Annotated in this window: 22 protein-coding genes; 16 read left to right on the forward strand and 6 right to left on the reverse strand. The window is 73.1% G+C overall.

Features of this window, described 5'->3' with window-relative positions; translation table 11 throughout:
* Window positions 1-173: 173 nt before the first annotated feature.
* The 3 genes from Q9250_RS02055 (at window position 174) to Q9250_RS02065 (ending at window position 2,199) form a co-directional block, all read left to right on the forward strand.
* Window positions 174-650: a nitroreductase/quinone reductase family protein gene (locus tag Q9250_RS02055; protein WP_306232915.1), complete on the forward strand. Its 477-nt coding sequence runs from the start codon at window positions 174-176 to the stop codon at window positions 648-650.
* Between the two features lie 93 nt (window positions 651-743).
* Complete coding sequence (locus tag Q9250_RS02060) at window positions 744-1,505, forward strand: LmeA family phospholipid-binding protein (RefSeq protein ID WP_306232916.1); 762 nt, start codon at window positions 744-746, stop codon at window positions 1,503-1,505.
* 103 nt (window positions 1,506-1,608) lie between these two features.
* Window positions 1,609-2,199 carry an antibiotic biosynthesis monooxygenase gene (locus Q9250_RS02065; protein ID WP_306232917.1) on the forward strand — a complete coding sequence of 197 codons (591 nt, stop codon included), beginning with the start codon at window positions 1,609-1,611 and terminating at the stop codon, window positions 2,197-2,199.
* A gap of 31 nt (window positions 2,200-2,230) precedes the next feature.
* Here Q9250_RS02065 and Q9250_RS02070 read toward each other — a convergent pair whose 3' ends face one another.
* From Q9250_RS02070 to Q9250_RS02085, 4 genes are all read right to left on the reverse strand, one after another.
* Window positions 2,231-2,752, reverse strand: a complete 522-nt coding sequence (locus Q9250_RS02070; RefSeq protein ID WP_306232918.1) for a hypothetical protein — start codon at window positions 2,750-2,752, stop codon at window positions 2,231-2,233.
* 53 nt (window positions 2,753-2,805) lie between these two features.
* A complete protein-coding gene (locus tag Q9250_RS02075) occupies window positions 2,806-3,303 on the reverse strand; it encodes a DUF427 domain-containing protein (protein ID WP_422665087.1) in 498 nt (165 codons plus the stop codon).
* A gap of 91 nt (window positions 3,304-3,394) precedes the next feature.
* A complete protein-coding gene (locus Q9250_RS02080) occupies window positions 3,395-4,315 on the reverse strand; it encodes a GNAT family N-acetyltransferase (RefSeq protein ID WP_306232920.1) in 921 nt (306 codons plus the stop codon).
* Between the two features lie 112 nt (window positions 4,316-4,427).
* A complete protein-coding gene (locus tag Q9250_RS02085; protein ID WP_306232921.1) occupies window positions 4,428-5,372 on the reverse strand; it encodes an EamA family transporter in 945 nt (314 codons plus the stop codon).
* A gap of 138 nt (window positions 5,373-5,510) precedes the next feature.
* On the opposite strand from Q9250_RS02085, the gene Q9250_RS02090 reads away from it, so the two are divergent.
* The 3 genes from Q9250_RS02090 to Q9250_RS02100 all read left to right on the forward strand — a co-directional run bounded on the left by Q9250_RS02090 (window position 5,511) and on the right by Q9250_RS02100 (window position 8,362).
* Window positions 5,511-6,596: an ABC transporter ATP-binding protein gene (locus Q9250_RS02090; protein WP_306232922.1), complete on the forward strand. Its 1,086-nt coding sequence runs from the start codon at window positions 5,511-5,513 to the stop codon at window positions 6,594-6,596.
* A complete protein-coding gene (locus tag Q9250_RS02095) occupies window positions 6,593-7,708 on the forward strand; it encodes an ABC transporter permease (protein WP_306232923.1) in 1,116 nt (371 codons plus the stop codon). The genes Q9250_RS02090 and Q9250_RS02095 overlap by 4 nt, the downstream gene beginning before the upstream one ends.
* A gap of 180 nt (window positions 7,709-7,888) precedes the next feature.
* Window positions 7,889-8,362: a YbaK/EbsC family protein gene (locus Q9250_RS02100; protein WP_306232924.1), complete on the forward strand. Its 474-nt coding sequence runs from the start codon at window positions 7,889-7,891 to the stop codon at window positions 8,360-8,362.
* Window positions 8,363-8,368: 6 nt separating this feature from the next.
* Here the strand turns inward: Q9250_RS02100 and Q9250_RS02105 are convergent, their stop codons facing one another.
* On the reverse strand, window positions 8,369-8,755 hold the full coding sequence (locus tag Q9250_RS02105; protein ID WP_306232925.1) for a VOC family protein: 387 nt from the start codon (window positions 8,753-8,755) through the stop codon (window positions 8,369-8,371).
* A gap of 150 nt (window positions 8,756-8,905) precedes the next feature.
* Here Q9250_RS02105 and glgX point away from each other — a divergent pair, with 150 nt between their 5' ends.
* The 6 genes from glgX to Q9250_RS02135 all read left to right on the forward strand — a co-directional run bounded on the left by glgX (window position 8,906) and on the right by Q9250_RS02135 (window position 17,509).
* Entirely contained in the window at window positions 8,906-11,209 is a 2,304-nt protein-coding gene (glgX, locus tag Q9250_RS02110; RefSeq protein ID WP_306233882.1) for a glycogen debranching protein GlgX, read from the forward strand.
* Window positions 11,210-11,257: 48 nt separating this feature from the next.
* Window positions 11,258-13,606, forward strand: coding sequence for a malto-oligosyltrehalose synthase (gene treY / locus Q9250_RS02115; RefSeq protein WP_306232926.1), 2,349 nt, complete (start codon window positions 11,258-11,260; stop codon window positions 13,604-13,606).
* Window positions 13,607-13,681: 75 nt separating this feature from the next.
* The gene (locus tag Q9250_RS02120; RefSeq protein ID WP_306232927.1) at window positions 13,682-14,155 is read left to right on the forward strand and encodes a hypothetical protein; all 474 of its coding nucleotides are present in this window, start codon (window positions 13,682-13,684) and stop codon (window positions 14,153-14,155) included.
* 1 nt (window position 14,156) lies between these two features.
* Complete coding sequence (locus tag Q9250_RS02125; protein WP_306232928.1) at window positions 14,157-14,621, forward strand: hypothetical protein; 465 nt, start codon at window positions 14,157-14,159, stop codon at window positions 14,619-14,621.
* Between the two features lie 78 nt (window positions 14,622-14,699).
* Window positions 14,700-16,445 carry a malto-oligosyltrehalose trehalohydrolase gene (treZ, locus tag Q9250_RS02130; protein WP_306232929.1) on the forward strand — a complete coding sequence of 582 codons (1,746 nt, stop codon included), beginning with the start codon at window positions 14,700-14,702 and terminating at the stop codon, window positions 16,443-16,445.
* Window positions 16,446-16,486: 41 nt separating this feature from the next.
* Window positions 16,487-17,509 carry a hypothetical protein gene (locus Q9250_RS02135; RefSeq protein WP_306232930.1) on the forward strand — a complete coding sequence of 341 codons (1,023 nt, stop codon included), beginning with the start codon at window positions 16,487-16,489 and terminating at the stop codon, window positions 17,507-17,509.
* A gap of 113 nt (window positions 17,510-17,622) precedes the next feature.
* Here Q9250_RS02135 and Q9250_RS02140 read toward each other — a convergent pair whose 3' ends face one another.
* Window positions 17,623-18,630, reverse strand: coding sequence for a GlxA family transcriptional regulator (locus tag Q9250_RS02140; protein ID WP_306232931.1), 1,008 nt, complete (start codon window positions 18,628-18,630; stop codon window positions 17,623-17,625).
* Between the two features lie 72 nt (window positions 18,631-18,702).
* Between Q9250_RS02140 and Q9250_RS02145 the strand changes: the two genes are divergently transcribed.
* The 4 genes from Q9250_RS02145 (at window position 18,703) to Q9250_RS02160 (ending at window position 23,142) form a co-directional block, all read left to right on the forward strand.
* A complete protein-coding gene (locus Q9250_RS02145; protein ID WP_306232932.1) occupies window positions 18,703-18,999 on the forward strand; it encodes a hypothetical protein in 297 nt (98 codons plus the stop codon).
* Between the two features lie 81 nt (window positions 19,000-19,080).
* Window positions 19,081-19,257 (forward strand): hypothetical protein, encoded by a 177-nt coding sequence (locus tag Q9250_RS02150; RefSeq protein WP_306232933.1) that lies wholly within the window; start codon window positions 19,081-19,083, stop codon window positions 19,255-19,257.
* Between the two features lie 24 nt (window positions 19,258-19,281).
* Complete coding sequence (locus Q9250_RS02155; protein ID WP_306232934.1) at window positions 19,282-20,766, forward strand: amidohydrolase; 1,485 nt, start codon at window positions 19,282-19,284, stop codon at window positions 20,764-20,766.
* A gap of 186 nt (window positions 20,767-20,952) precedes the next feature.
* Window positions 20,953-23,142: an acyl-CoA dehydrogenase family protein gene (locus Q9250_RS02160; RefSeq protein ID WP_306232935.1), complete on the forward strand. Its 2,190-nt coding sequence runs from the start codon at window positions 20,953-20,955 to the stop codon at window positions 23,140-23,142.
* Window positions 23,143-23,244: the final 102 nt, after the last annotated feature.

Consider the following 23,244-nt stretch of genomic DNA (forward strand, 5'->3'; position numbering starts at 1 on the left):
CCCACGGCCGCGCGGCCTGCGGCCGCACTGGTGGGACCACGCGGAGGTCCACTGGACCTCCGCGCCCGTCATCCGCTCCTTCAGGCCCGGTCTTCGACCGGGCCTTCGTCGCTCCGAGCCCTCCTCGCTCCGTGTCCTGTACAGCCGCCGCCCGAGCGAGGACAGTTCGTGCCATGGGTGAGCAACGGATCGCGGTGGAGGAGCTGCTGCTCCCGCCGACCGTGCTGCGCGTTGCCAATCCGATCATCCGCGCCGTGTTGCGCTCGCCGCTGCATCGCATGCTCAGCGCCGAGATGCTGCTGCTCCACATCACGGGCCGTCGGTCCGGGCGCACCTACGACGTGCCCGTCGGTCGGCACGAGATCGACGGCGCGCTGGTGGTGTCGGCCGGCGGCGCCTGGAAGCACAACCTGCGCGGCGGCGCAGCCCTCGAGGTGACGATCGACGGGCATCGTCGGCGCGCGCACGGCGAGCTGGTCGACGACCCGGACGCCGTCGCCCGTGCGTTCGCGACGATGATCGGGGCCACCGGGCTGCGGCGCGCGAACCGACTGGGGCTGCGCATCAACGTCGACAGGTCGCCCACGCTCGACGAGCTGCAGGTCGCGCTCGCCGATCGCGGCCTCGTGCTGCTGCGCCTCGAGCGGTGAGGCAGCCCCTCGCCGGTCGCACTCGGCGCGTCCGCCTACGATGCCCCGTATGACCAGCCCTCTCGCTCGCCCCACCTGCTCCCCGGATCGCCGATGAGCCCGCGCACCAGGCGCAGCCGCGGCCGCTGGGCGATCGGCATCGCGATCGCGGTCGCCGTGATGGCGGTGCTCGCGGTGGGCGCCGAGCTCATCGCCCGCCAGCTCGTGCCCGACATGGTGCGCGCCGCCGTGGTCGAGCGGCTCGCGCTGCCGGCCGATCACCCGGTCGACGTGGAGGTCGAGGGGATCCTCATCCCGCAGCTGATCGGGGGCAGCCTCCGCGACGTGCACCTGGCCTCGCAGGACGTCACCATCGGCGCGTTCACCGGCGACGTCGTCGCCGACGGGCAGGAGATCCCGATCCGCGCCGACGCGCCGGCGGCCGGTGGCACCGCCGAGGTGCGCATGACGACCGAGCAGCTGCGCTCGCTGCTGGCGACGATCGATGGCTTCCCGGCCGACTCGGTCGAGCTCGAGGCGCCCAACGTGACGGCCGCCACAGAGGTCGAGCTGCTGGGAGCCGCGATCCCGCTCGGCATCACGCTCGAGCCGAGCGCCGCAGACGGCCAGATCGTGCTGACGCCCGTCGAGGGCACGGTCGCCGGGGCGACGGTCACCGCCGACGGGCTGCGCGCCCAGTTCGGCAGCCTTGCCGACCCGATCCTGCAGGATCGGCGGCTGTGCATCGCCGACTCGCTGCCGGCCGCCATGACCCTGCAGTCGATCGAGGTCGTCGACGAGGAGCTCATCGCCCGCTTCGACATCGCCGGCGGCATCATCGACGACCCTGCGCTGCAGCAGAACGGCACCTGCTGACATCAGCGCCCAAGCGGCGCCGCCGCGGGGCCGAGCCGCGCACGGCATCGGCGCCCGCCTCGCCGTCATGCGCGCGAAACCTGCGATCTGCCACGGTGGAGGCATGGAGCAGGCACCGATCACCGTCGCCATCGAGCGCGAGGTCGACTCGAGCATGGATCGGTACGCGCAGGTCTGGGTGCGCCACGGCGTCGACCTGGCCACGCACTTCGACGGCTTCCTCGGCGCCGGCTGGGTGCGCGAGTCGCCCGAGACGAACCGCTGGCACATGATCTACCGCTTCGCGGATCGCGCGACGCTCGACGCCTGGGAGGGCAGCCCCGAGCGGCAGCAGTGGCTCACGTCGGGCGCGACCTTCGCGAAGGAGTCGCGCATCGAGCGTCGCACGGGCATCGAGGGCTGGTTCGACGCGCCCGAGGGCGTCGTGGTCGACGACGACGCCCGCGTCGAGATCCGTCAGGTCGCGCCAGCGCCACCCCGGTGGAAGCAGATCGTCATCGTGTGGCTGGCGTTCTTCCCGATGAACGTGCTCATCAGCTGGCTGCTCGGGCTGATTCCCGGCTTCGACGACCTGCTGCTGCCGCTGCGCCTGCTCATCTCGACGGTCATCCTGGCGCCGATCATGGTGGGCCTGATCCTGCCGTTCATCACCCGGCTCGCGCAGCCCTGGCTGCACCCGCGACGCACCTCCTGAGCGCCACGCGCGCCAGCCGCGCCTCGACCGGTCACTCCGGCACGCGCAGCGGCTGCAGCACCCCCAGCTCGAGCCACACGAGCGGCGCGATCACCGCCAGCGCTGCCGTGAGCAGCAGCGTCATCACGACCACGATGTACTGCACGCGCCGCCGGCCGTGCGAGATGCGACGGAAGCCCCACGCGATCGGGATGCCCACCAGCGACACCATCAGCGCCACGGTCGGCGCGACCCAGTGCGGGATGCTGCCGAGCACCGCCAGCGCCGCGATGCCGGCGGCGACCGGCCACATGCGCGGCTCGCGGCGTGCCTCGGCGTCGACCGCGGGAGGCTCCTCCCACGGCAGCTGCGGCACGGCCACGCTGCCGATCAGGGCGTCGGATGCGTCCTCGGGCTCCCGGGTCGCGCGGGCTCCGCGCGTCCACGGTGCCGCCGGCGAGGGAGCGGCCGCCGGGGCGACGGGCGGCGGCGTCGCCGCCCTGCGCTCGTCAGCGGGCGCGGAGGGCGAGCCGGGTCGCGCCCAGCGCCGTGCCTCCTCGTCGTGCTGCTCCACGCATCCATCGTCGCAAACCTCGCGGCCGTCTGCGCGAGCGCTTCGTGCGAGCGCTACCAGCCCATGCTGCCGGGGCCGCCCTTGAACGGCCCGGCCACGGCCGAGGTGATCCAGCCGCCGTAGAAGCCGCCCGGCTGCGGCACGACGTGCTCGCCGTCGACGAGCACCTCGTCCATGGCGCCGGGATAGAGCGCGACGTGCTCGCGCAGCGCGGTGAAGCGGTCGTTCGGCTCGGGGTAGAGCCACGCGGCACGGGCCGCGACGGCATCGCCGCCCAGCACGTCGAGATAGGCGGCCCGCCCCTTCCACTCGCAGAACGACTGGCCGGCCGCCGGCCGCAGCGCGCCCGGCAGGAAGGCCGAGCGCGGCAGGTAGTAGGTCGGCGGGTGCGAGGTCTCGAGCACCTGCCAGCTGGCCGTCGTCTCGCAGACGCGCACCCCGCCGAGCGTCACCACGATGCGGGCGTCGCTGGCGCGCAGTGCCGGCGGACGCGGGTAGTCCCACACCGACTCCTGGCCGGGAGCGACGGGGTCAGGGGCAGGGTGACGCAGGCTCATGCGGCGAGCGTAGGCGCGCGGCCCATGGGCGGGCTGTGGGTGGCGAAGGGGGCCCCGAGGCGCGGCGGGCGCTCGGCGGCGCGGCTCACGGCAGGTGCAGGTCGATCCGCGCCTCGGTCGCCGACCAGCCCTCGGCGTCGAAGGCGCGACGCATGGGCGCGTTGGCGTCGTCGGTGTCGGCGATGAGCGTGTGCGCGCCGCTCGCGAGCAGGTCGGCGGTGGCCGCCGCGACCAGGTCGCGCCCGAGCCCGCGGCCGCGCGCCCGCTCGGCGACCCCGACCCGCAGCAGGAACCCGTAGCCGCTCGGCACGGTCAGCCACGAGACCATGCCGACGTCGCGGCCGTCGTCGACGGCGAAGCGGATGCAGTCGATCGGGTCGGCGTCGAGCAGGTCGAGCGCGAGCTTCCTGGCGGCGCGCTCGGCGCCGACTTCGGCGACCGCCGCAGCGTCGCGCGCGTCGCGCGAGCCCGCGACCACGTGCTCGAGCAGCGCGGCCAGCCGATCCTCGTCGCCCTCGCGAGCCCGCTCGAGCACCAGGTCGGGCGTCGCGCGGCTGGTCAGCGCGCCGGCGGGCAGCTCGTAGTGACGGCGCGTGACGAGCATCCGCCAGCCGGCTGCTTCGACCAGTGCCAGCAGCGCGCGCACCTGGGGGTCGTCGAGCGGGGCCTGCGCGGGCGCGCCGAACGAGAGCTCCGCCTCCGCGCTCTCCGCGGCCCATGCCGTCGCCTCGGCGACGATGGACGGCGCCCACGCCGCATCGGTGGCCAGCGCGAGCACGTCGATCAGCCGCGCATCGCCGTAGTCGCGCGCCGCGATCAGCCCGAGCACGCGCGACGCCTCGGTCGCCGCCCACACGAGCTCGGGCCGCCGCTTGCCGCTGGCGAAGGTGCGCTCGAGCGATCCCGCTGACAGCAGCGCCCGGTTCGCGGCCGTGTCGATGGTGCTCGTGGCCGAGCGCAGCCAGGCGATCGCCTCGTCGACCGAGGCGGGGGAGCGCAGCTCCATGGGCGTTCCTCCCAGACGGGCGCGGCAGCGGCGCCGGCGTGCAGCGAGTGTACGTGCGGCGCGGGGCGGGGCCACGCTGCACGACGCGCTGAGCCCTGCCGCGCCGATCCGGCTACGGCAGCGGCGGCACCTGCCCCGGCGGCTCGGCCCCGGACGTCGGCGGCGGCTCGCGCCGTCCGCGCGCCGCGGTCACCGCCACGCCCGCCGACGCGACGATCACCAGCGCGAGCGCGAGCAGATCCCAGCCGCTGAGCACCTCGCCGATCACCAGGAACGCGAAGATCGCCGCCGAGGCCGGCTCGAGCGACATCAGGATGCCGAACACCCGCGTCGGCACCCGCCGCAGCGCCAGCAGCTCGAGGCCGTACGCGATCGCGCTCGACAGCATCGCGACGAGGAACGCCGGCAGCAGCACGCTCGGGTCGGCGCCGATGGCGTCGATCGCCGGCAGCAGGCCGAACGGCAGCACCGCGAGCGTGCCGATCACCAGGGCGCCCGCGAGTCCGCCGACGCCCGCGACGTGGCGGCCGACCGATGCCGACGCCAAGATGTACGCCGCCCAGCAGCCGCCCGCGACGAGCGCGAGCACCACCCCCAGCGGGTCGAGATCCCCCGTGAACGACTGCACGCCGATCACGCCCACGCCGATCGCGGCGACGCCCACCCAGACGAAGTCGACCAGCCGCCGCGACTGCACGAGCGCCAGGATCAGCGGCCCGATCAGCTCGAGCGTCACCGCCACCGCGATCGGGATGCGGGCGAGCGCGATGTAGAAGATGAGGTTCATCGACGCGAGCGAGAGCCCGAGGAAGAGCATCGAGCGCCAGGCGGGGCCGTTCCACGAGCGGATGCGCGGGCGCGCGATGAGCAGGATCACCGCGGCTCCGAAGGCCAGCCGCAGGAGCGTCATCGCTGCCGGATCGATCCGGTCGAACACCGTCTTCGCGATCGAGGCACCCAGCTGCACCGACGCGATCGCGCACAGCACCAGCAGGACGCCGGCGAGCAGCCCACCCGACCCGAGCCCTGCGAGCGAGGGGCGGGGGATGCGCGGCACCGACCCAGCCTAGGGTCGCCCCCGCAGGTCGTCGGCATCATCCTCCGGGCGGATCTTCGGCGCGAACTGCGGGCGTTCCGCCGATCCTCCCGGCAGGATGAGCGCTATGAGGCAGCAGCCCCGATCGAAGACGACCGCGTGAGCAACCCGACCACCAGCGCTCCGGCGCCCGGCGCGCCCGAGCCGATCCCCGCATCCGCCCCGCCTGTCTTCGCCGATCCGCTGACGCACCAGCCGTCACCGGTCGAGCTGGGCGCCGGCGGCATCGTCGTCGAGCACGTGGCCCGCAGCTTCGGCAGCGTGCAGGCGGTGCGCGAGATGACCTTCCACGCGAAGCCCGGTCGCGTCACCGGCCTCATCGGCCCGAACGGCGCCGGCAAGACGACGCTGCTGCTGATGCTCGCGTCGCTGCTCGCACCCGACGCGGGAGCGATCCGCGTCGACGGCGCCGACCCGATGCGCGACCCGAAGGCCGTCCGCCGTGCCATGGGCTGGATGCCGGATGTGCTCGGCACCTGGCGCTCGCTGTCGCCCGACCAGATCCTCATCGCGGTGGGCCGCCTGCACGGCATGTCGCGGGCGGCCGCGCGCGAGCGGGCGATCGAGCTGATCATCGACGCCCGGCTCGAGGAGCTCGCGCACCGCCCCAGCCGCGTGCTCTCCCGCGGCCAGCAGCAGCGCCTCGGGCTCGCCCGCGCGCTGGTGCACCGCCCGCGCGTGCTGCTGCTCGACGAGCCGGCAGCCGGGCTCGACCCCACCAGCCGGGTCGAGCTGCGCGGCCTGCTGCGCTCGTTCGCCGAGGCGGGCGGCACCGTGCTGATCTCGAGCCACGACCTGTCGGAGCTCGACGAGATGGCCGACGACGCCGTGTTCGTCGACCGCGGCGAGGTCGTCGGCGGCGAGCGGCTGGTGCTGGCGCAGCAGGCGACGCGCGAGTGGCGCATCCGCGCCCTCGATCCGCGCGCGCTCAGCTTCCAGCTCGCCCACATCGGCGTCGCCTTCGACCGCGTGCGACTCGAGGGCGACCTCGCCTACGTGGCGCTCGACCGCGAGGAGCATGCGGCCGAGGTGCTGGCGAGGCTCGTCGGCGCGGGCGTCGCGGTCACCCACTTCGCGCCGGCGGTCGGCGACATCGAGCGCACCTACCTGGGCCTGGCCAACCACCACGGCGGCCCCGGCCCGCAGAGCCCCCACCTTCACAGCCCCGCAGGAGGCGCGCGATGAGCCAGCAGACCCTGCAGTCGCCCGACGGCCCGCCCGTCGAGGCTCGCCCGGCAGCCGCCGCCCGCGCCGGCGTCGGCCCCTGGCTGCGCATGCTGGGCGTCGTCGTCGGCCTCGAGCTCGCGCAGCGGGTGCGCTCGGTCGCCTGGTACGTGCTGCTCGGCGTCGTCGGCCTCGTGGTCGGCGGGGTGATCGTCGTGCTGTTCCTGTCGCTGCAGGGCTACCAGCGCGACCTGGGCGGCGCGATCTTCGCCACCACGATCTTCCTGGTGATGCTGGTCACGTCGCTCGTCACGCCCGCGCTGAGCGGCAACGCCATCAACGGCGACCGCGACGCGGGCACGCTCGCCTCCACCCAGGTCACGCAGGTGACCGGCGCCCAGCTCGTGCTCGGCAAGGTGCTCGGCTCGTGGATCGCCTCGCTCGGCTTCCTCGCCGTGTGCGTGCCGTTCATGGTCATCTCGGCGATGCTCGGCGGCCTCCGGCTCGAGGCGGTGCTCATCTCGATCCCCATGGTGGTGCTCGAGATCGGCGTCATCTCGGCGATCGGCGTGGGCCTCTCGGGCGTCATCCGCAAGCCCATCTTCTCCACGGTGGTCACCTACCTGGTGGTCGCGTTCCTCAGCGTGGGCACGCTCATCGGCTTCGGCGTCGCGACGATCGCCTTCCAGTCGGAGGAGACCCGCAACGAGATCCGCTTCGACTACGACGAGGTCAGCGGGGTGGCGACCTGCGTCGACACCGACCGCACGTACGAGACGGTCATCGCCCGGCCCGACCGGGTCTGGTGGATGCTCGCCGCGAACCCCTACGTGATCCTCGCCGACGCGATCCCGCCGCACTTCGGCGGCGACGGCTACCCCGACGACGTGTTCGGGCAGATCGCGCTGGGCGTGCGCACGATCCAGGAGCCGCCGCACGTCGAGTCCTGCGCCGACTACGACTCCCAGGGCAACTGGCAGGATCCCTCCGCCGACATCTACGAGCGCACCGCGCCCAGCTGGTTCGTCGGCATGGGCATCCACGCGCTGCTCGCGGCGTCCGCAGTCTGGGGAGCGATCGCCGCGGTGCGCGCCCCGGCCCGCACGCTCGCGGCGGGCAGCCGCATCGCCTGACCGACCCGCCGCGCCTGCGGCCCGCCGCGCCTGCGGCCCGCCCAGCCCCCTGCACAACGCAAGCCCATCCGCGCGCTCCAGCCACGCATCCGCGCCACCGGGCCCCATGCCCGCGAGCATCGGCGAGACGGCTTGCGTTGTGCGTCAGGCTCGGCCGGCCGAGCGGGCATGATGAGTGGCATGGCGCTCCCCACCAAGGCCGACGGCATCCGGCAGCAGCTGCTCGAGCTCGGCATCGACCGCGAGATCATCCACTTCGACGAGGGCGTGCACACCGCCAAGGCGGCTGCGGCGGCCCTGGGCATCGAGGTCGGCGCGATCGCCAACTCGCTCATCTTCCAGATGGCGGATGCGCCGCTGCTGGTCATGACGTCGGGTCGCCACCGCGTCGACACGGTCGCGCTCGCCACGCAGCTCGGCGAGGGCCCGATCGAGCGCGCGACGCCCGCGCAGGTGCGGGCGGCCACCGGCCAGGTGATCGGCGGCGTCGCACCGCTCGGCCATCCCGCACCGATCCGCACGATCGTCGACGTGGCGCTGCGCGACTACCCGCAGCTCTCGGCCGCGGCGGGTACGCCCGACACCGTCTTCATGCTCACCTACGACGAGCTGCTGCGCATCACGGGCGGCGAGGAGCGCGTGGTCGGCGACTGAGCCGGGCTACGCCGGCGCAAGCACCTCCACGCGGTTGCCGAACGGGTCGGCCGAGTGGAACCGCACGTAGCCGTCGTAGGTCGTGCGCTGCGACTCGTCGACGAGGAATCCGCCCGCGCGCAAGCGCTCGGCAACCGCGTCGAGCGCCTCGGCATCGGCCACGACGAGCGCGGGATGCGCCTTGCGAGCCGGTGAGAAGGGCTGCTCGATGCCGACGTGCACCTCGGCGGTCACCCGATCGCCGTCGATGGCGCGGAACCAGCAGCCGCCGAGCGGGCGGATGGCGCTCGGCTGCTCGACCTCGACGAGCCCGATCGCGCCCGCCCAATACGCGCGGGCGGCCTCGGCGCCGTCGGCGGGCATCGCGAGCTGCACGTGGTGGAGCGAGATCATGCGGGCGATCCTGCCGCATCGGCGCCGCCCCCGCGAGCAGCATCGGCACCAGCAGCCACTCTTCACGCGACCGAAACACCCGCACCCAGGTCGCCAGGAGAGCCGCGACCTACACTCGGCAGAGTGACTGACACCGCAACCGCCCCCGAGCTGCAGGTCTGGCCAGGCGAGCCCTATCCGCTCGGCGCGACCTTCGACGGCACCGGCACCAACTTCGCGATCTACAGCGAGTCGGCCGACAAGATCGAGCTCTGCCTCTTCGACGACGACGACGTCGAGACGCGCATCGAGCTCATCGAGGTCGACGCCTACGTCTGGCACGCCTACCTGCCGAGCGTGCAGCCAGGGCAGCGCTACGGCTACCGCGTGCACGGCGAGTACGACCCGTCGAGCGGCCATCGCCACAATCCGAGCAAGCTGCTCCTCGACCCCTACGCGAAGGCCACCAGCGGCACCATCGAGTGGGGGCAGCCGCTGCACAGCTACGACTTCGGCGACCCGACCAGCCGCAACGACGACGACAGCGCCCCGCACATGGCGAAGGGCGTCGTCATCAACCCGTTCTTCGACTGGACGGGCGACCGCGCCCCGAACCGGCCGTACAACGAGTCCGTCATCTACGAGGCGCACGTCAAGGGCCTCACCCAGACGCACCCGGATGTGCCCGAGGCGCTCCGCGGCACCTACGCGGGCCTCGCGCATCCGTCGGTCATCGCGCACCTGAAGAAGATCGGCATCACCGCCCTCGAGCTGATGCCCGTGCACCAGTTCGTGCACGACGCGGTGCTGGTCGAGAAGGGCCTGCGCAACTACTGGGGCTACAACACGCTCAGCTTCTTCTCGCCGCACGCCGAGTACGCCGCCACGGGCGAGCGCGGCCAGCAGGTGCAGGAGTTCAAGGCGATGGTGAAGGCCATGCACGCCGCCGACATCGAGGTCATCCTCGACGTCGTCTACAACCACACGGCCGAGGGCAACCACCTGGGCCCGACGCTCAGCTGGCGCGGCATCGACAACCGCGCCTACTACCGCCTGGTCGAGGGCGACGAGCAGCACTACATGGACTACACGGGCACCGGCAACAGCCTGAACGCCGGCAGCCCGCACGCGCTGCAGCTGATCATGGACAGCCTGCGCTACTGGGTGACCGAGATGCACGTCGACGGGTTCCGCTTCGACCTCGCCGCCACCCTCGCGCGTGAGTTCTACGACGTCGACAAGCTCTCCACCTTCTTCGAGCTCGTGCAGCAGGATCCGGTGATCAGCCAGGTCAAGCTCATCGCCGAGCCCTGGGACATCGGCCCGGGCGGCTACCAGGTGGGCAACTTCCCGCCGCAGTGGACCGAGTGGAACGGCAAGTACCGCGACCAGGTGCGCGACTTCTGGCGCGGCGAGCCGACGGCGCTGGGCGAGTTCGCGAGCCGGCTGGCCGGCTCGGCCGACCTCTACGAGCACTCCGGCAGGCGACCGGTCGCCTCGATCAACTTCGTCACCGCCCACGACGGCTTCACGCTGCGCGACCTCGTCAGCTACAACGAGAAGCACAACGACGCCAACGGCGAGGACGGCAACGACGGCGAGAGCCACAACCGCTCCTACAACTACGGCGAGGAGGGGCCCACCGACGACCCCGAGATCCTCGCGACCCGCGCCCGCCAGCAGCGCAACTTCCTGGCGACCCTGCTGCTCAGCCAGGGCGTGCCGATGATCCTGCACGGCGACGAGCTCGGCCGCACGCAGCAGGGCAACAACAACACCTACGCGCAGGACTCCGAGCTCAGCTGGATCGACTGGTCGAGCGTCGACCAGCCGCTCATCGAGTTCACCGCGGCGATCGCGAAGCTGCGCCACGACCACCCGACGTTCCGCCGCAAGCGCTTCTTCACCGGCGACACGGTGCGCACCGGTGACGGCGAGCGCCTCAACGACATCGTCTGGCTGCGCATCGACGGCACGCCGATGGAGCCCTCCGACTGGGAGGGCGCCTCCGACGAGAAGGCGCTCGGCATGTACCTCAACGGCGACGGCATCGCCGGCCGCGGTGCCCGTGGCGAGCAGATCACCGACAACCACTTCCTCATCTACTGCAACGCCTCCGACGAGGAGCGCGAGCTGGTGGTGCCGCCGGCGGAGTACGCCGAGGCGTGGGATGTGCTCATCGACACGGGTGCGCAGGAGTCGTCCGAGGGCCCCATCCGGGCGGGCGAGGTGGGGCGCATCGCGCCGCGCTCGATCGCCGTGCTGCGCGAGCACCTGGCACCCGTCGACCAGGACTTCTCGGTCGCCGCGTCGATCGCGGCGACCTCCACGAGCGCGCCCGGCCCGGTGACCACGCGCGAGACGACCGCCACCGACGTGCGCCCGCTGCACGCATCCGCCCCCGCCCCGAAGCCCGGCGAGCCCATCGAGCCGGGCGACGAGGCGGTCATCCCCGAAGCCGACCCCGACCGCTGACCGCCGACCGCCGACCGCCCACCCCTGGTCGCACCACGAGGAGCCGAAGTGCACGCGCCCCGCAGCACCTACCGTCTGCAGATCACCGAGCGGTTCACGCTCTTCGACGCTGCGAAGCGGCTCGAGGCGCTCGCCGACCTCGGCGCCGACTGGGTGTACCTGTCGCCGATCCTGCAGGCCGAGCACGGCTCCGACCACGGCTACGACGTCGTCTCGCACTCGCGCGTCGACGAGTCGCGCGGGGGGGAGGCGGGGCTCGAGGCGCTGGCGGCCGAGGCGCGGCGGCTGGGCATGGGCGTGCTGGTCGACATCGTGCCCAACCACATGGGCGTCGCGGTGCCCGAGCACAACAGCTGGTGGTGGCAGGTGCTGCGCGACGGTCGCGAGAGCCCGTTGGCGGATGCGTTCGACATCGACTGGGAGGCGGGTGGCGGCAGGCTGCTGCTGCCGATCGTCGGCGACGACGACTGGTCGGCGGACGGCACGGTCGGCCACCTCGAGGTCGAGCGCGGGGCCGATGGCGACGCCGAGGCGCTGCGCTACTGGGACACCCGGCTGCCCGTCGCGCCCGGCACGGGCGAGGGCACGCCGCAGGAGGTGCTCGAGCGCCAGCACTACCGCCTGGGGCACTGGCAGCAGGCCGACGACCAGCTGAACTACCGGCGCTTCTTCGCCGTCACGACCCTCGCCGCGGTGCGGGTCGAGCTGCCAGAGGTCTTCGACTCGACGCACGTCGAGATCGCGCGCTGGTTCGACCAGCGGCTGGTGCAGGGCCTGCGCGTCGACCACCCCGACGGCCTGCGCGACCCGGCCGGCTACCTCGACGACCTCGACCGGCTGACCGGCGGCGCCTTCGTGCTGGTCGAGAAGATCCTCGAGCCGGGCGAGGAGCTGCCGCGCTGGGCGACCGCGGGCACCACCGGCTACGACACCCTCGGGCTCATCGATCGGGTGCTCACCGACCCCGCCGGCGCCGAGCCGCTGGACGAGCTCGACGCGCGCCTGCGCGGCGGCGAGCACGTCGACTGGGCCGAGCTGACGCACCGCACGAAGCGACGCATCGCCGACGGCATCCTGCGCGCCGAGGTGCTGCGGCTCGAGCGCGAGGTGCGGGCGGCGGATGCGTGGGGTCACCAGGGCGCGCCCGCCGACACCGCAGACGCGATCGCTGAGTTGCTCGCCTGCTTCCCGGTGTACCGCTCCTACCTGCCGGACGGGCTCGAGCACCTGGGCACCGCTGCGGAGCGGGCGAAGGGGCACCGACCAGAGCTGGCCGACACGATCGACGCGCTGCTGCCGGTCCTCGGCAACGCACGTCATGAGGCGGCGCTGCGGTTCCAGCAGACGAGCGGCATGGTGATGGCGAAGGGCGTGGAGGACACGGCGTTCTACCGCTACTCGCGCCTGACGAGCCTCAACGAGGTCGGCGGCGACCCCGAGGTCTTCGACGTCACGATCCACGACTTCCACACCTCGATGGCGAAGCGGCAGGCCGAGTGGCCGCTCGCGATGAACGCGCTCTCGACGCACGACACGAAGCGCGGTGAGGATGTGCGGGCGCGCATCACCACGATCGCCGAGGTGCCCGAGCGGTGGGAGGCGCTGCTCGACAAGCTGCTCGTCTTCGCGCCGAACCGCGGCCGCGCGTTCGTCAACCTGCTGCTGCAGGCGGTCGTGGGGGCCTGGCCCGCGAGCGAGGAGCGCCTGGTGGCCTACATGGAGAAGGCCGCCCGCGAGGCCGACGCCATCACGCACTGGACCGACCCCGACACGCGCTTCGAGGCGCACCTCGCCGACCTGGTGCGCAGCGTGCGCGCCGAGCCGGCGAGCCATGCCGTCGAGGCGTTCCTCGCCGACACCGAGGCCGGCTTCCGGTCGAACGTGCTGTCGGCGAAGCTGCTGAACCTCATGATCCCGGGGTTCCCCGACATCTATCAGGGCTCCGAGGCGCTCGAGCAGTCGCTCGTCGACCCCGACAACCGCCGCCCCGTCGACTGGGCGCGCATGGATGCGCTGCGGCAAGAGGCGGATGCGCCCCTCACCGGGGACTGGGACCTCGAGGTCGCGAAGGTGCGGCTCGTGCGCGAGGCCCTGCGGCTGCGCCGGGCACATCCGGAGCGCTTCGACCGCTACGAGGCCGTGCGCGCGTCGGGCGAGGCCGAGCAGCACGTGCTCGCCTTCGATCGCGGCGGCGCGATCGCGATCGCGACGCGGCTGCCGATCGGCCTGGCCGCCCGGGGCGGCTGGGGCGAGACCACGCTGCACCTGCCTCCGCGCGGCGACGACGGCGCGCGGTGGCGCGACCTGCTCACCGGCCGGGTCGTCTCCGGCGGCGAGACGCGGCTGGCGAGCCTGCTCGACATGCTGCCCGTGGCGCTGCTCACGCTCGTCGACTGATCCGCACCCGCGGGTCTCGAGACGCGTCGAGACCGACCCTTGTCCGGCGATCCTCGACGCGGCTATCCTGCGCCCATGACGGCCGTCGACGACGAGGTGCGCAGCCCCCGATCCACCTGGATCGCGGTGCTCGGGCTCGTGCTGCTGTTCGCCGTCTGGGCGGTGTTCGCGTGGCAGGGCGTGCTCTTCACGCAGTGGCTGTGGGCGACGCTGCCGAACGACTTCGGCGCGAGCGTCACGACCGCCCTGTACACCTCGATCACCTGGGTGGTGCTGCTCGGCACCTTCCTGCTGCTGCTCGGCGCGCTGCGCAGCAACGGCCTGCGGGTGCTCGACGGGGCGCTCGGCCTGGCGGTCGGCGGTGTGGGCATCTTCGCGGCGCTCTCGATCGCCGCGACCGAGGCGGCGGCCAACTCTCCCGCGCAGACCGACCGCATGCTCGAGTGGTTTGCGGCCAGTGCCGCGGTGGTGGGCGGCGTGCTGCTGCTGACGGCGCCGCTGCTGCAGCGGCATCGCGCACCGCGTCCGACGCCGCTCCGTCGCGCCTGACATGGTCGACCACGCGCCGACGGCCGCGCCGACCGCCCCGCGGCCAGGCGATCAGCGGGGCGGTCCTCCGTGGACCCTCTTCGTCGGCCTCGGAGTGCTCTGGATCGGGCTGGCGTCGGTCACGCCGATGATCCTGATGCTCTCGCTGTGGTCGACCGTCGGAGACCAGGGACTCGATCCCTGGGTGGGACTGGGCGTCCCTATCGCGGCACTGCTGCTGCTCGCGACGACGCTGGTGCTGGCGGGGCTGGGGCACCGCTGGGCGCGCTGGGTCGTCATCGCGCTAGCTGCCTTCGTGGCGCTGCAGGTCGTGCTGATCGCTGCTACAGCGCAAGTGACGCCGGCGATCCTCATCCTGCTGGTGGCGGGAGCGATCGGGCTGGCCGCCGTGCTGCTGGCCGCGCCCGTGACGGGCCGCTGGTATCGCGAGCACCCGCGCAGGCGGCGATCGCGCGCTGCGGGCTGACGACCTGCGCTGACCTGCGCTCGGCGGGCGACGCTCGCGCACACCGCGCGCTGAGGCGCCGATGCGACGATGGGCGGCATGAGCGAGCTGCACGAGTACCGGGTCTGGGCGCCGTCGGCCGAGCGGATGCGCGTGGTCGCCGGCGAGGAGAGCGTCGAGATGACGCGCGCCGAGGACGGCTGGTGGCACGCGCTCGCGGCGCGCGGCGACTACGGCTTCCAGATCGGCGACGACGACGCGGTGCGGCCCGACCCGCGGAGCCTGCGCCAGCCGCGCGGAGTGCACGAGCGCTCCCGCGTGTGGGACGCATCCGCCCACGACTGGGCAGACGGCGGCTGGACGGGCCGGCCGATCGCCGGGGGAGTGCTCTACGAGCTGCACATCGGCACGTTCACGCCCGAGGGCACCCTCGATGCGGCGGCCGAGCGGCTCGGCCACCTGCTCGAGCTCGGCGTCACGCACGTCGAGCTGCTGCCCGTGAACGGCTTCAACGGCACGCACAACTGGGGCTACGACGGCGTCGCGTGGTTCGCGGTGCACGAGGGCTACGGCGGCCCCGACGCCTACCAGCGCTTCGTCGACGCCGCCCACGCCGCGGGGCTCGCCGTGGTGCAGGACGTCGTGCACAACCACCTCGGCCCCTCCGGCAACTACCTGCCGCTGTTCGGCCCGTACCTCTCGAGCGAGGGCCGGTCGACGTGGGGCGAGCACCTGAACCTGGCCGAGCCGGCGGTGCGCCGCATGGTGCTCGACAACGTGCGGTTCTGGTTCGAGCAGATGCACGTCGACGCGCTGCGGCTCGACGCCGTGCACGCGCTGCGCGACGAGGCGTGGGTCGAGCGGGGCGGCGTGCACATCCTCGAGCAGATGGCGGTCGAGACCGCGGCGCTCGCGGCGCACCTGGGGCGGCCGCTCGAACTGATCGCCGAGAGCGACCTCAACGACCCGACGCTCATCACGCCGCGCGAGGCCGGCGGCTACGGCCTCGACGCGCAGTGGTCCGACGACCTGCACCACGGCCTGCACGTGGCGCTCACCGGCGAGACCGACGGCTACTACGCCGACTTCGCGCCGCTGTCGGCGCTCGCGAAGGCGCTCGAGCGCGGCTTCTTCCACGACGGCACCTTCTCGTCGTTCCGGGGTCGCGACCACGGGCATCCGATCGACCTCGACCGCTCGCTCTCGTGGCGGCTGGTCGTGAGCGCGCAGAACCACGACCAGATCGGCAACCGCGCCCGCGGCGACCGCATCACCGAGGCGCTCACCGAGTCGCAGCTGCTGTGCGCGGCGCTCGTGCTCTACGCCGGGCCGTTCACGCCGATGCTGTTCATGGGCGAGGAGTGGGCCGCGTCGACCCCGTTCCAGTTCTTCACCTCGCACCCGGAGCCCGAGCTCGGCCGCGCCACCGCCGAGGGCAGGCTCGAGGAGTTCGAGCGGATGGGGTGGGATCCGTCGGTCGTGCCCGACCCGCAGGATCCGGCGACCTTCGAGCGCTCGAAGCTCGACTGGCGCGAGCTGGGGGGCGAGCGGCACGCGCGCGTGCTCGACGGCTACCGGCAGCTGGCCCGGCTGCGGCGCGAGCTCGAGCCGCTCACCGACCCGCACTGGCGGCGCAGCCGCGTGGAGGTCGACGACGAGGCCCGCGTGCTGCGGCTGGTGCGCGGCGCCGACACCCCTGACGCGGTCGAGATCGTCATCAACTTCGGCGCGGAGCCGCAGACGGTGCCGGTGACCAAGCGGCGCCTGCGCTTCGCGACCGATCCCGCCGTCGCGGTCGACGAGCAGCTGACGCTGCCGCCCGGGAGCGGCGCGCTGCTCGACTGACTCGGGCGCCGGGCCGCGATCCCAGCGGCTACCGTTGCACCGTGACCCAGACCGTCGGCGAGCTCGACTTCCCCTTCCACGGCTTCCTCGAGAGCCGACGCGGGCCGATCGTCGAGATCGCGCTCTCGAACCCGCCGATGCAGCTCGCCCGTACCTATGTGCTGGTGCCGGAGGGTGCCGGCGAGATCCCGCCCGGCACCTACTCGACGATGATCAAGCAGGTCGTCGACCTCGACGAGCTCGGCTCTTGGATGGTCGAGATCGACCTCGAGCCCGAAGCTCGCGGAAACGAGGTGCGCACCGACACGACGCTCGACGACGAGTGGGAGTCCGACGAGCGCGACCTGCTCATCGCCTCGCACGCCGAGTTCTTCCAGCCGCAGTCGCAGCCCGCCGAGCGGGAGGGCGAGCAGCCGGTCAACCCCTACGGGCTCTGGGCGCTCGACGCGCAGGGCAAGGCGTTCCGCGTCGAGGCCGAGCGCGACGAGGAGTCGGGCGGCCTCGTCGTCGAGCCCGCGACCCGCTTCGGCAAGGCACTGCACCCGTGGGCCTACGGCGCCGTGCGCGCCGACACGCTCGAGATCGAGCCCGGCGCGCTCGAGGGTCCCGATGCGCTCCTCGATCTGCAGCTCTACGTCGCCGACGGCGACGACGATCGCGAGTACGAGCGATGGCTCGTCGGCACGCGACGTGCCATCGAGGCCGAGGCGACGCATCCGCTGCCCGATTTCGATCCCGGTCAGTGGATGCGTTGGCTCACCCCCGTAGGCGGCGGCGACCCGGTCGCGTTCGGCGGCTTCCTGTTCCCGGAGGGGCGGACGGTCGAGCTGCAGCCGGTGATGCCGAACGAGCCCGAGTGGGCTGCCGGTCGCGTGCTGACGATCCCGCGCGAGCGCCCCGACCAGGAGTTCGAGGGTCGCCGCGAGGTGACCGTCTACGGCAAGTCGTTCAAGGAGCTGCGCTCGTCGGTCGCGAAGGTCAAGAAGAAGCCGGCGACCCCGATCGGGCGCTTCGTGCTCGAGGCCGAGGGCTTCATGCCTGAAGGCTGGAGCGCCCTGGGCTGAGGCCCGCTGGCCACTGCCCGCTGCCGCGTGCGACGCGGCGCGATTCCGGTACGCGGATGCGTCCGAGAGCGTCCCCGAGCGGCAAGCGCGTACCGGAGATGGCCGGTCCGGCGTCAGGCGTGCACCGGCTCCGGGCACGCGAAGCGCCGGCGGTAGGCCGACGGCGCCACGCCCAGCTGGCGGGTGAAGTGATGCCGCAGCAGCGCGGCGGTGCCGAATCCCGCCTGCTGGGCCACCGCATCCAGCCCCAGATCGGTCGCCTCGAGCAGCGCCTGCGCGCGCTGCACGCGCTGCGAGGTGAGCCACGCCGCGGGCGTGGTGCCCAGCTCGTCGCGGAACCGCCGCGCGAACGTGCGCTCCGACAGGTTCGCGCGGCGCGCGAGCTCGGCGACCGAGTGCTCCTCGTCGAGGTGCTCGGCCATCCAGTCGATCAGCGGCGCAAGCGTCTCTGCGCGCTGCTCGGCCACGGGCCCGACGGCGAACTGGCTCTGGCCGCCGTCGCGCAGCGGCGGCACCACCATCGACCGGGCGATCGTGGCAGCCACCTGCGCGCCCTGCAGCTCGCGGATCAGGTGCAGCGATGCGTCGATGGCGGCGGCGGTGCCGGCGCTCGAGGTGACGGGCCCGTCGTCGACCCAGAGGGCGTCGCGCTCGACGACGAGCTCGGGGAACTGGGCGGCCAGGTCGTCGGCGTGCGCCCAGTGGGTCGCGATCCGACGGCCGTCGAGCACCCCGGAGCGGGCGGCGACGAAGGCGCCCGTGCACATGGTCAGCACCCGAGCGCCGCGGGCCACCGCGCGCTGCAGCACGCGGGCCACGGGCAGGCTGCACTCCACATCGGTGCTGCACTGCTCGTAGGGCGTGACGATCACGATGTCGGCCTCGTCGGCGAAGGCGAGATCCTCCTCGACCATCACCGGCAGGCCGAGGCCGCCGGCGACGCGCACCGGTCCGGGCGTGGGCGTGACGACGCGGAAGTCGTTGCGGGGCACGCCGCGATCGGTGCGGTCGGTGCCGAAGACCTCAGCGGCCACCGCCAGCTCGAACGCGCTCACCTCGTCGTCGATGATGCAGGCGACTCGCAGCATGGTGACCTCCTCGTCGACGCGGCGAAACGGCATTGGCAGAATCTTATCGAGTATTGACCATTCTGCCACTGGTGGCGGGATCTTGACAAGCGCAGACTTTCTGCCATGAACACCACCTTCCTCTTCCTCCTCGTCGCCCTCGCTGCCGTCGCACTGCTTGGCACCCTCGTCGCACTCCTCCGTCAGCGTGCCCCGCGCGTCGCCGCCGACCCGGAGCGCCTCGCGCAGCTGCGCGACCGCACCGACGATCGCGAGGCTCGCCGCCTCGCGGTCGAGACCGAGGAGCGCATCGCGCACCAGCTCGACGCCCCGGGCAACGGCCTCGCACCCCAGCTCACGCAGCCCGCCGGCCCGCGTCCGAAGCAGCTCGCCGACGCCCGGCTCTGGGCCGGCGCCGTGTGAACCCGCGCCACGCGCACCGCCGCCCGCCGCCGCCGGAGATCGCCTCTGGCGGCGGCGCCGCGTCAGGCGCATCATCGGAGCATGGACAACTGGTTCAGCTCCGTCGCGATGGATCCCACGTGGCCCGCCGTCGTCGCGGCGATCGGCACCTCCGGAGCGATCGCCACCGTCATCATGCTCGTGCGCCAGCGCGAGCCGCGCCGCAAGCCCGACGCCGAGCGCATCGCCAGACGCCGCGAGCCGCGCAGCGCCCACTGACCGTCGCTCACGCACAATGGAGGCATGCGCCTCGCGAACGCCCGCCTGCTCGACGGCTCCCTGACCGACATCGACATCGTCGACGGCGACATCGAGCGGGTGAGCCCTGCGGGGTCGACGCCGTCGGCGGGGGAGCGGCGCGACCTCGAGGGCGCGACGGTCATCCCGGGCCTCTGGGACGAGCACACCCACATGGGCCAGTGGGCCCGGCACCGCACGCGTCGATCCGTGCTCGAGGCCCCCACCGCCGAGGCGGCGGCCGCCATCGCCGCCGAGACGGCGCGGCAGCACGAAGGCCCCGAACCGCTCGTGCTCGTCGGCATGCGCGACGGCCTCTGGCCCGCCCCGCCCACCCGTGAGCTCCTCGACCGCGCGACCGGCGGCATCCCCACCCTGATCGTGTCGAGCGACGTCCACTGCTCCTGGCCCAACTCGGCGATGCTCGAGCGACTCGGCATCGAGCTCGACGAGCCCCTGCTGCGCGAGGACGCGGCGTTCGCCGCCCTCAGCACGGTCGAGCGGATGCTCGACAGCGACACGCTCGATCGTCACGTCGTCGACGCCCTGGCCGCCGCTGCCGCGCGCGGCGTCGTGGGCGTCGTCGACCTCGAGTTCGACGATGCCGTCGGCGACTGGATGCGCCGGAGCGGCTCGACACCGCTGCGTGTCGAGGTCGGCATCTACGCCAAGGATCTCGAGCTCGCCGCGGAGCGCGGGCTGCGCACCGGCGACAGCCTCGGCGGGCGAGCGCGCGTCGGCCGCTTCAAGGTGATCTCGGACGGCTCGCTCGGCACCCGCACGGCGTGGACGGCGCATCCGTACGGGCACGGCGACGAGCCGCGCACCGGCGTGCGCAACGTCGACGATGCCGAGCTCGACCGGCTGCTCGCGCGCGCGACCGAGCTCGGCATCGACGCGAGCGTGCACGCGATCGGCGACGCGGCGGTGACCGCGGCGATCGACGCCTTCGAGCGTGCCGGGCGAGACGCGAGCCGCCGCGGCCGCATCGAGCACGCGCAGCTCGTCGCCGGCGTCGACATCCCGCGCCTGGCGACGCTCGGCATCACGGCCTCGCTCCAGCCCGAGCATGCCCTCGACGACCGCGAGCTGACCGCCGCGCTCTGGGCCGACCGCAGCCGCGACGCCTTCCGCCTGCGGTCGCTGCTCGACGCCGGCGTCGGCGTGGTGCTCGGCTCCGACGCGCCGGTCACGCCCCTCGACCCGTGGCTCGCGATCGCCACCGCCGTCACCCGTACGCGCGGCGACGAGCAGCCCTGGCAGCCCGAGGAGGCCATCACGCTCGCCGAGGCGATCGCCGTCTCGAGCCGCACCCGCATCGCGCCGGGCGAGCCCGCCGACCTGGTCGTGCTCGGCGCCGAGCCCCCGCGCGTCGGCTCGCCGAACGAGATCGCCGCCGCGCTGCGCAGCATGCCCATCGCGCAGACCCTGATCGCGGGCGAGACGGTCTTCGACGCCGCACGCACCCGCACGGGCACGCTGCAGCACTGACGCCCGGCGGCGGCGCACCGTGTCGTGCGCCCTGCGATCTCGAACAGCGGATGCGTCGGCTCGTTGTCGGTTCGTCACAACCGACCGCGCACCCTCCGACAGCGCGGTTGCGGCCTGAGCCAAGCCTCGGGCGGCCCGCTGGCGGCGCGCCTACCGTGGGAGCCATCCGCACCTGAAGGGGGAGCCATGGCCGACCGCACCGACCGCCAGCCGTCCACGAGTCCGCGTCTCCAGGGCAAGGTCGACGTCGAGTGGCTCGGCCGCGACCTGCTCGGCACCTGGGCCGACAAGCGCCTCGCCGCGCGTGCCAAGGTCGCCGACCCGCGCTTCCAGCGCATCGACGACCTCACGATGGCCGACCACCGGGCCCGCACGCTCGTGCAGCTGCAGCAGCTCGTCGACGACGGCGCCGTGCTCGCGGCGTTCCCGACGAGGCTCGGCGGCCAGGACGACCACGGCGGCAACATCGCCGGCTTCGAGGAGCTCGTGCTCGCCGACCCGAGCCTGCAGATCAAGTCGGGTGTGCAGTACGGGCTGTTCGGCGCGGCGGTGCTGCACCTGGGCACCAAGCACCACCACGACACGTTCCTGCCGCCCATCATGCGCTTCGAGGTGCCCGGCGCGTTCGCGATGACCGAGACCGGCCACGGCTCGGACGTCGCCTCGATCGCCACCACCGCCACCTACGACGAGGCCGCCGAGGAGTTCGTCATCCACACGCCGTTCCGCGGCGCCTGGAAGGACTACCTCGGCAACGCTGCGCTGCACGGCAAGCACGCGGTCGTCTTCGCGAAGCTCATCACCCGCGGCGTCGACCACGGCGTGCACGCCTTCTACGTGCCGCTGCGCGACGACGCCGGTGCCTTCCTGCCCGGCATCGGCGGCGAGGACGACGGCTACAAGGGCGGCCTCAACGGCATCGACAACGGCCGGCTGCACTTCACCGACGTGCGCGTCCCCCGCACCAACCTGCTCAACCGCTATGGCGACGTCGCCCCTGACGGCACCTACTCGAGCCCGATCGAGAGCCCGGGCCGTCGCTTCTTCACCATGATCGGCACGCTCGTGCAGGGCCGCGTCTCGCTCGACGGCGCCGCGGTGGTCGCCCAGCAGGCGGCGCTCGCGATCGCGATCCGCTACGGCGCCGAGCGCCGACAGTTCAACGCGTCCAGCGATGTGCAGGAGGAGGTGCTGCTCGACTACCGGCGGCACCAGCGGCGCCTCTTCACGCGCCTGGCGAAGTCGTTCGCGCAGCGCTACGCGCACGAGATCCTGCTGACGAAGTTCGACGGCGTGTTCTCGGGCCGCACCGACACCCCCGACGAGCGCGAGGATCTCGAGACGCTCGCCGCCGGCCTGAAGGCGCTCTCGACCTGGCAGGCGCTCGACACACTGCAGGAGGCGCGCGAGGCCTGCGGCGGCGCCGGCTTCCTGGGCGAGAACCGCCTCGTGCAGCTGCGCGCCGACCTCGACATCTACGTGACCTTCGAGGGCGACAACACCGTGCTGCTGCAGCTGGTCGGCAAGCGGCTGCTGGGCGACTTCGCCAAGCAGTTCAAGGGCGCGTCGAAGGCCGACATCGCGCGCTTCGCCGCCGACCAGTTCTTCGACCGCGCCACTTCGGTCGCGGGCCTGCGCACCCTCTCGCAGGATGTGAAGGACCTCCGCAACGTGAAGAAGTCGTCGCTGGCGCTGCGCGACCGCGACGTGCAGCGCGAGCTGCTCGAGGAGCGGGTCGAGACGATGGTCGCCGAGATCGCCGGTCGTCTGCGCCACGCGCCGAAGGAGCAGGCGCTCGCCGCGGCCGCGTTCAACGCCGAGCAGCACGAGCTCATCGAGGCCGCGCGGGCGTGGGTCGAGCTGCAGCAGTACGACGCGCTCGACGCCGCGGTGGAGCGCGCACCCGAGGCGACCAAGAAGGTCATGACGCACCTGCGCGACCTGTTCGCGCTCACGATCGTCGAGGAGCACGCCGCTTGGCACCTCGAGAACGGTCGCCTCTCGGGCGCCCGCTCGAAGGCCGTCACCTCGACCATCGACCGGCTGCTGCAGAAGCTGCGCCCGCACGCGCTCGACCTCGTCGAGGCGTTCGGCTTCGGCGACGAGCACCTGCGCGCGAAGATCGCGACCGGTGCCGAGGGCCGCCGCCAGGCTGAGGCGATGGCGCACTTCGAGGCGCTGCGGGCATCGGGCGAGCTGCCCACGCCCGAGAAGCAGCACCGCGCCTCCGAGCCCGGCGCACAGCCGATCGCGGTCGCGGGGGCGGCGCCCGTGCCGCCGTCGGCCGTGATGTCGGCGGCGACGCCCGACTCGGTGTCCGCACCGTCGGCGGATGCGGCTGAAGACGCCCAGGGCGCGCAGGTCGCGGCGCGCTGACCCGCCCACCGCAGGAGCTGGGCCCGGCCGCGAGAGCGGCCGGGCCCCTTCCATGACCAGGCCTTCCATGATGAACGCATAGCGCACATGCGCCATGCGGCA

Source organism: Agrococcus beijingensis (genome assembly GCF_030758955.1).
In the GTDB taxonomy this organism is placed as follows: domain Bacteria; phylum Actinomycetota; class Actinomycetes; order Actinomycetales; family Microbacteriaceae; genus Agrococcus; species Agrococcus beijingensis.

Coding starts and splice junctions, on each gene's coding strand:
- Q9250_RS02055 (WP_306232915.1), top strand. CDS start 174: ATGGGTGAGCAACGGATCGCGGTGGAGGAGCTGCTGCTCCCGCCGACC.
- Q9250_RS02060 (WP_306232916.1), top strand. CDS start 744: ATGAGCCCGCGCACCAGGCGCAGCCGCGGCCGCTGGGCGATCGGCATC.
- Q9250_RS02065 (WP_306232917.1), top strand. CDS start 1,609: ATGGAGCAGGCACCGATCACCGTCGCCATCGAGCGCGAGGTCGACTCG.
- Q9250_RS02080 (WP_306232920.1), bottom strand. CDS start 4,315: ATGGAGCTGCGCTCCCCCGCCTCGGTCGACGAGGCGATCGCCTGGCTG.
- Q9250_RS02095 (WP_306232923.1), top strand. CDS start 6,593: ATGAGCCAGCAGACCCTGCAGTCGCCCGACGGCCCGCCCGTCGAGGCT.
- Q9250_RS02100 (WP_306232924.1), top strand. CDS start 7,889: ATGGCGCTCCCCACCAAGGCCGACGGCATCCGGCAGCAGCTGCTCGAG.
- Q9250_RS02105 (WP_306232925.1), bottom strand. CDS start 8,755: ATGATCTCGCTCCACCACGTGCAGCTCGCGATGCCCGCCGACGGCGCC.
- Q9250_RS02120 (WP_306232927.1), top strand. CDS start 13,682: ATGACGGCCGTCGACGACGAGGTGCGCAGCCCCCGATCCACCTGGATC.
- Q9250_RS02125 (WP_306232928.1), top strand. CDS start 14,157: ATGGTCGACCACGCGCCGACGGCCGCGCCGACCGCCCCGCGGCCAGGC.
- treZ (WP_306232929.1), top strand. CDS start 14,700: ATGAGCGAGCTGCACGAGTACCGGGTCTGGGCGCCGTCGGCCGAGCGG.
- Q9250_RS02140 (WP_306232931.1), bottom strand. CDS start 18,630: ATGCCGTTTCGCCGCGTCGACGAGGAGGTCACCATGCTGCGAGTCGCC.
- Q9250_RS02145 (WP_306232932.1), top strand. CDS start 18,703: ATGAACACCACCTTCCTCTTCCTCCTCGTCGCCCTCGCTGCCGTCGCA.
- Q9250_RS02150 (WP_306232933.1), top strand. CDS start 19,081: ATGGACAACTGGTTCAGCTCCGTCGCGATGGATCCCACGTGGCCCGCC.
- Q9250_RS02155 (WP_306232934.1), top strand. CDS start 19,282: ATGCGCCTCGCGAACGCCCGCCTGCTCGACGGCTCCCTGACCGACATC.
- Q9250_RS02160 (WP_306232935.1), top strand. CDS start 20,953: ATGGCCGACCGCACCGACCGCCAGCCGTCCACGAGTCCGCGTCTCCAG.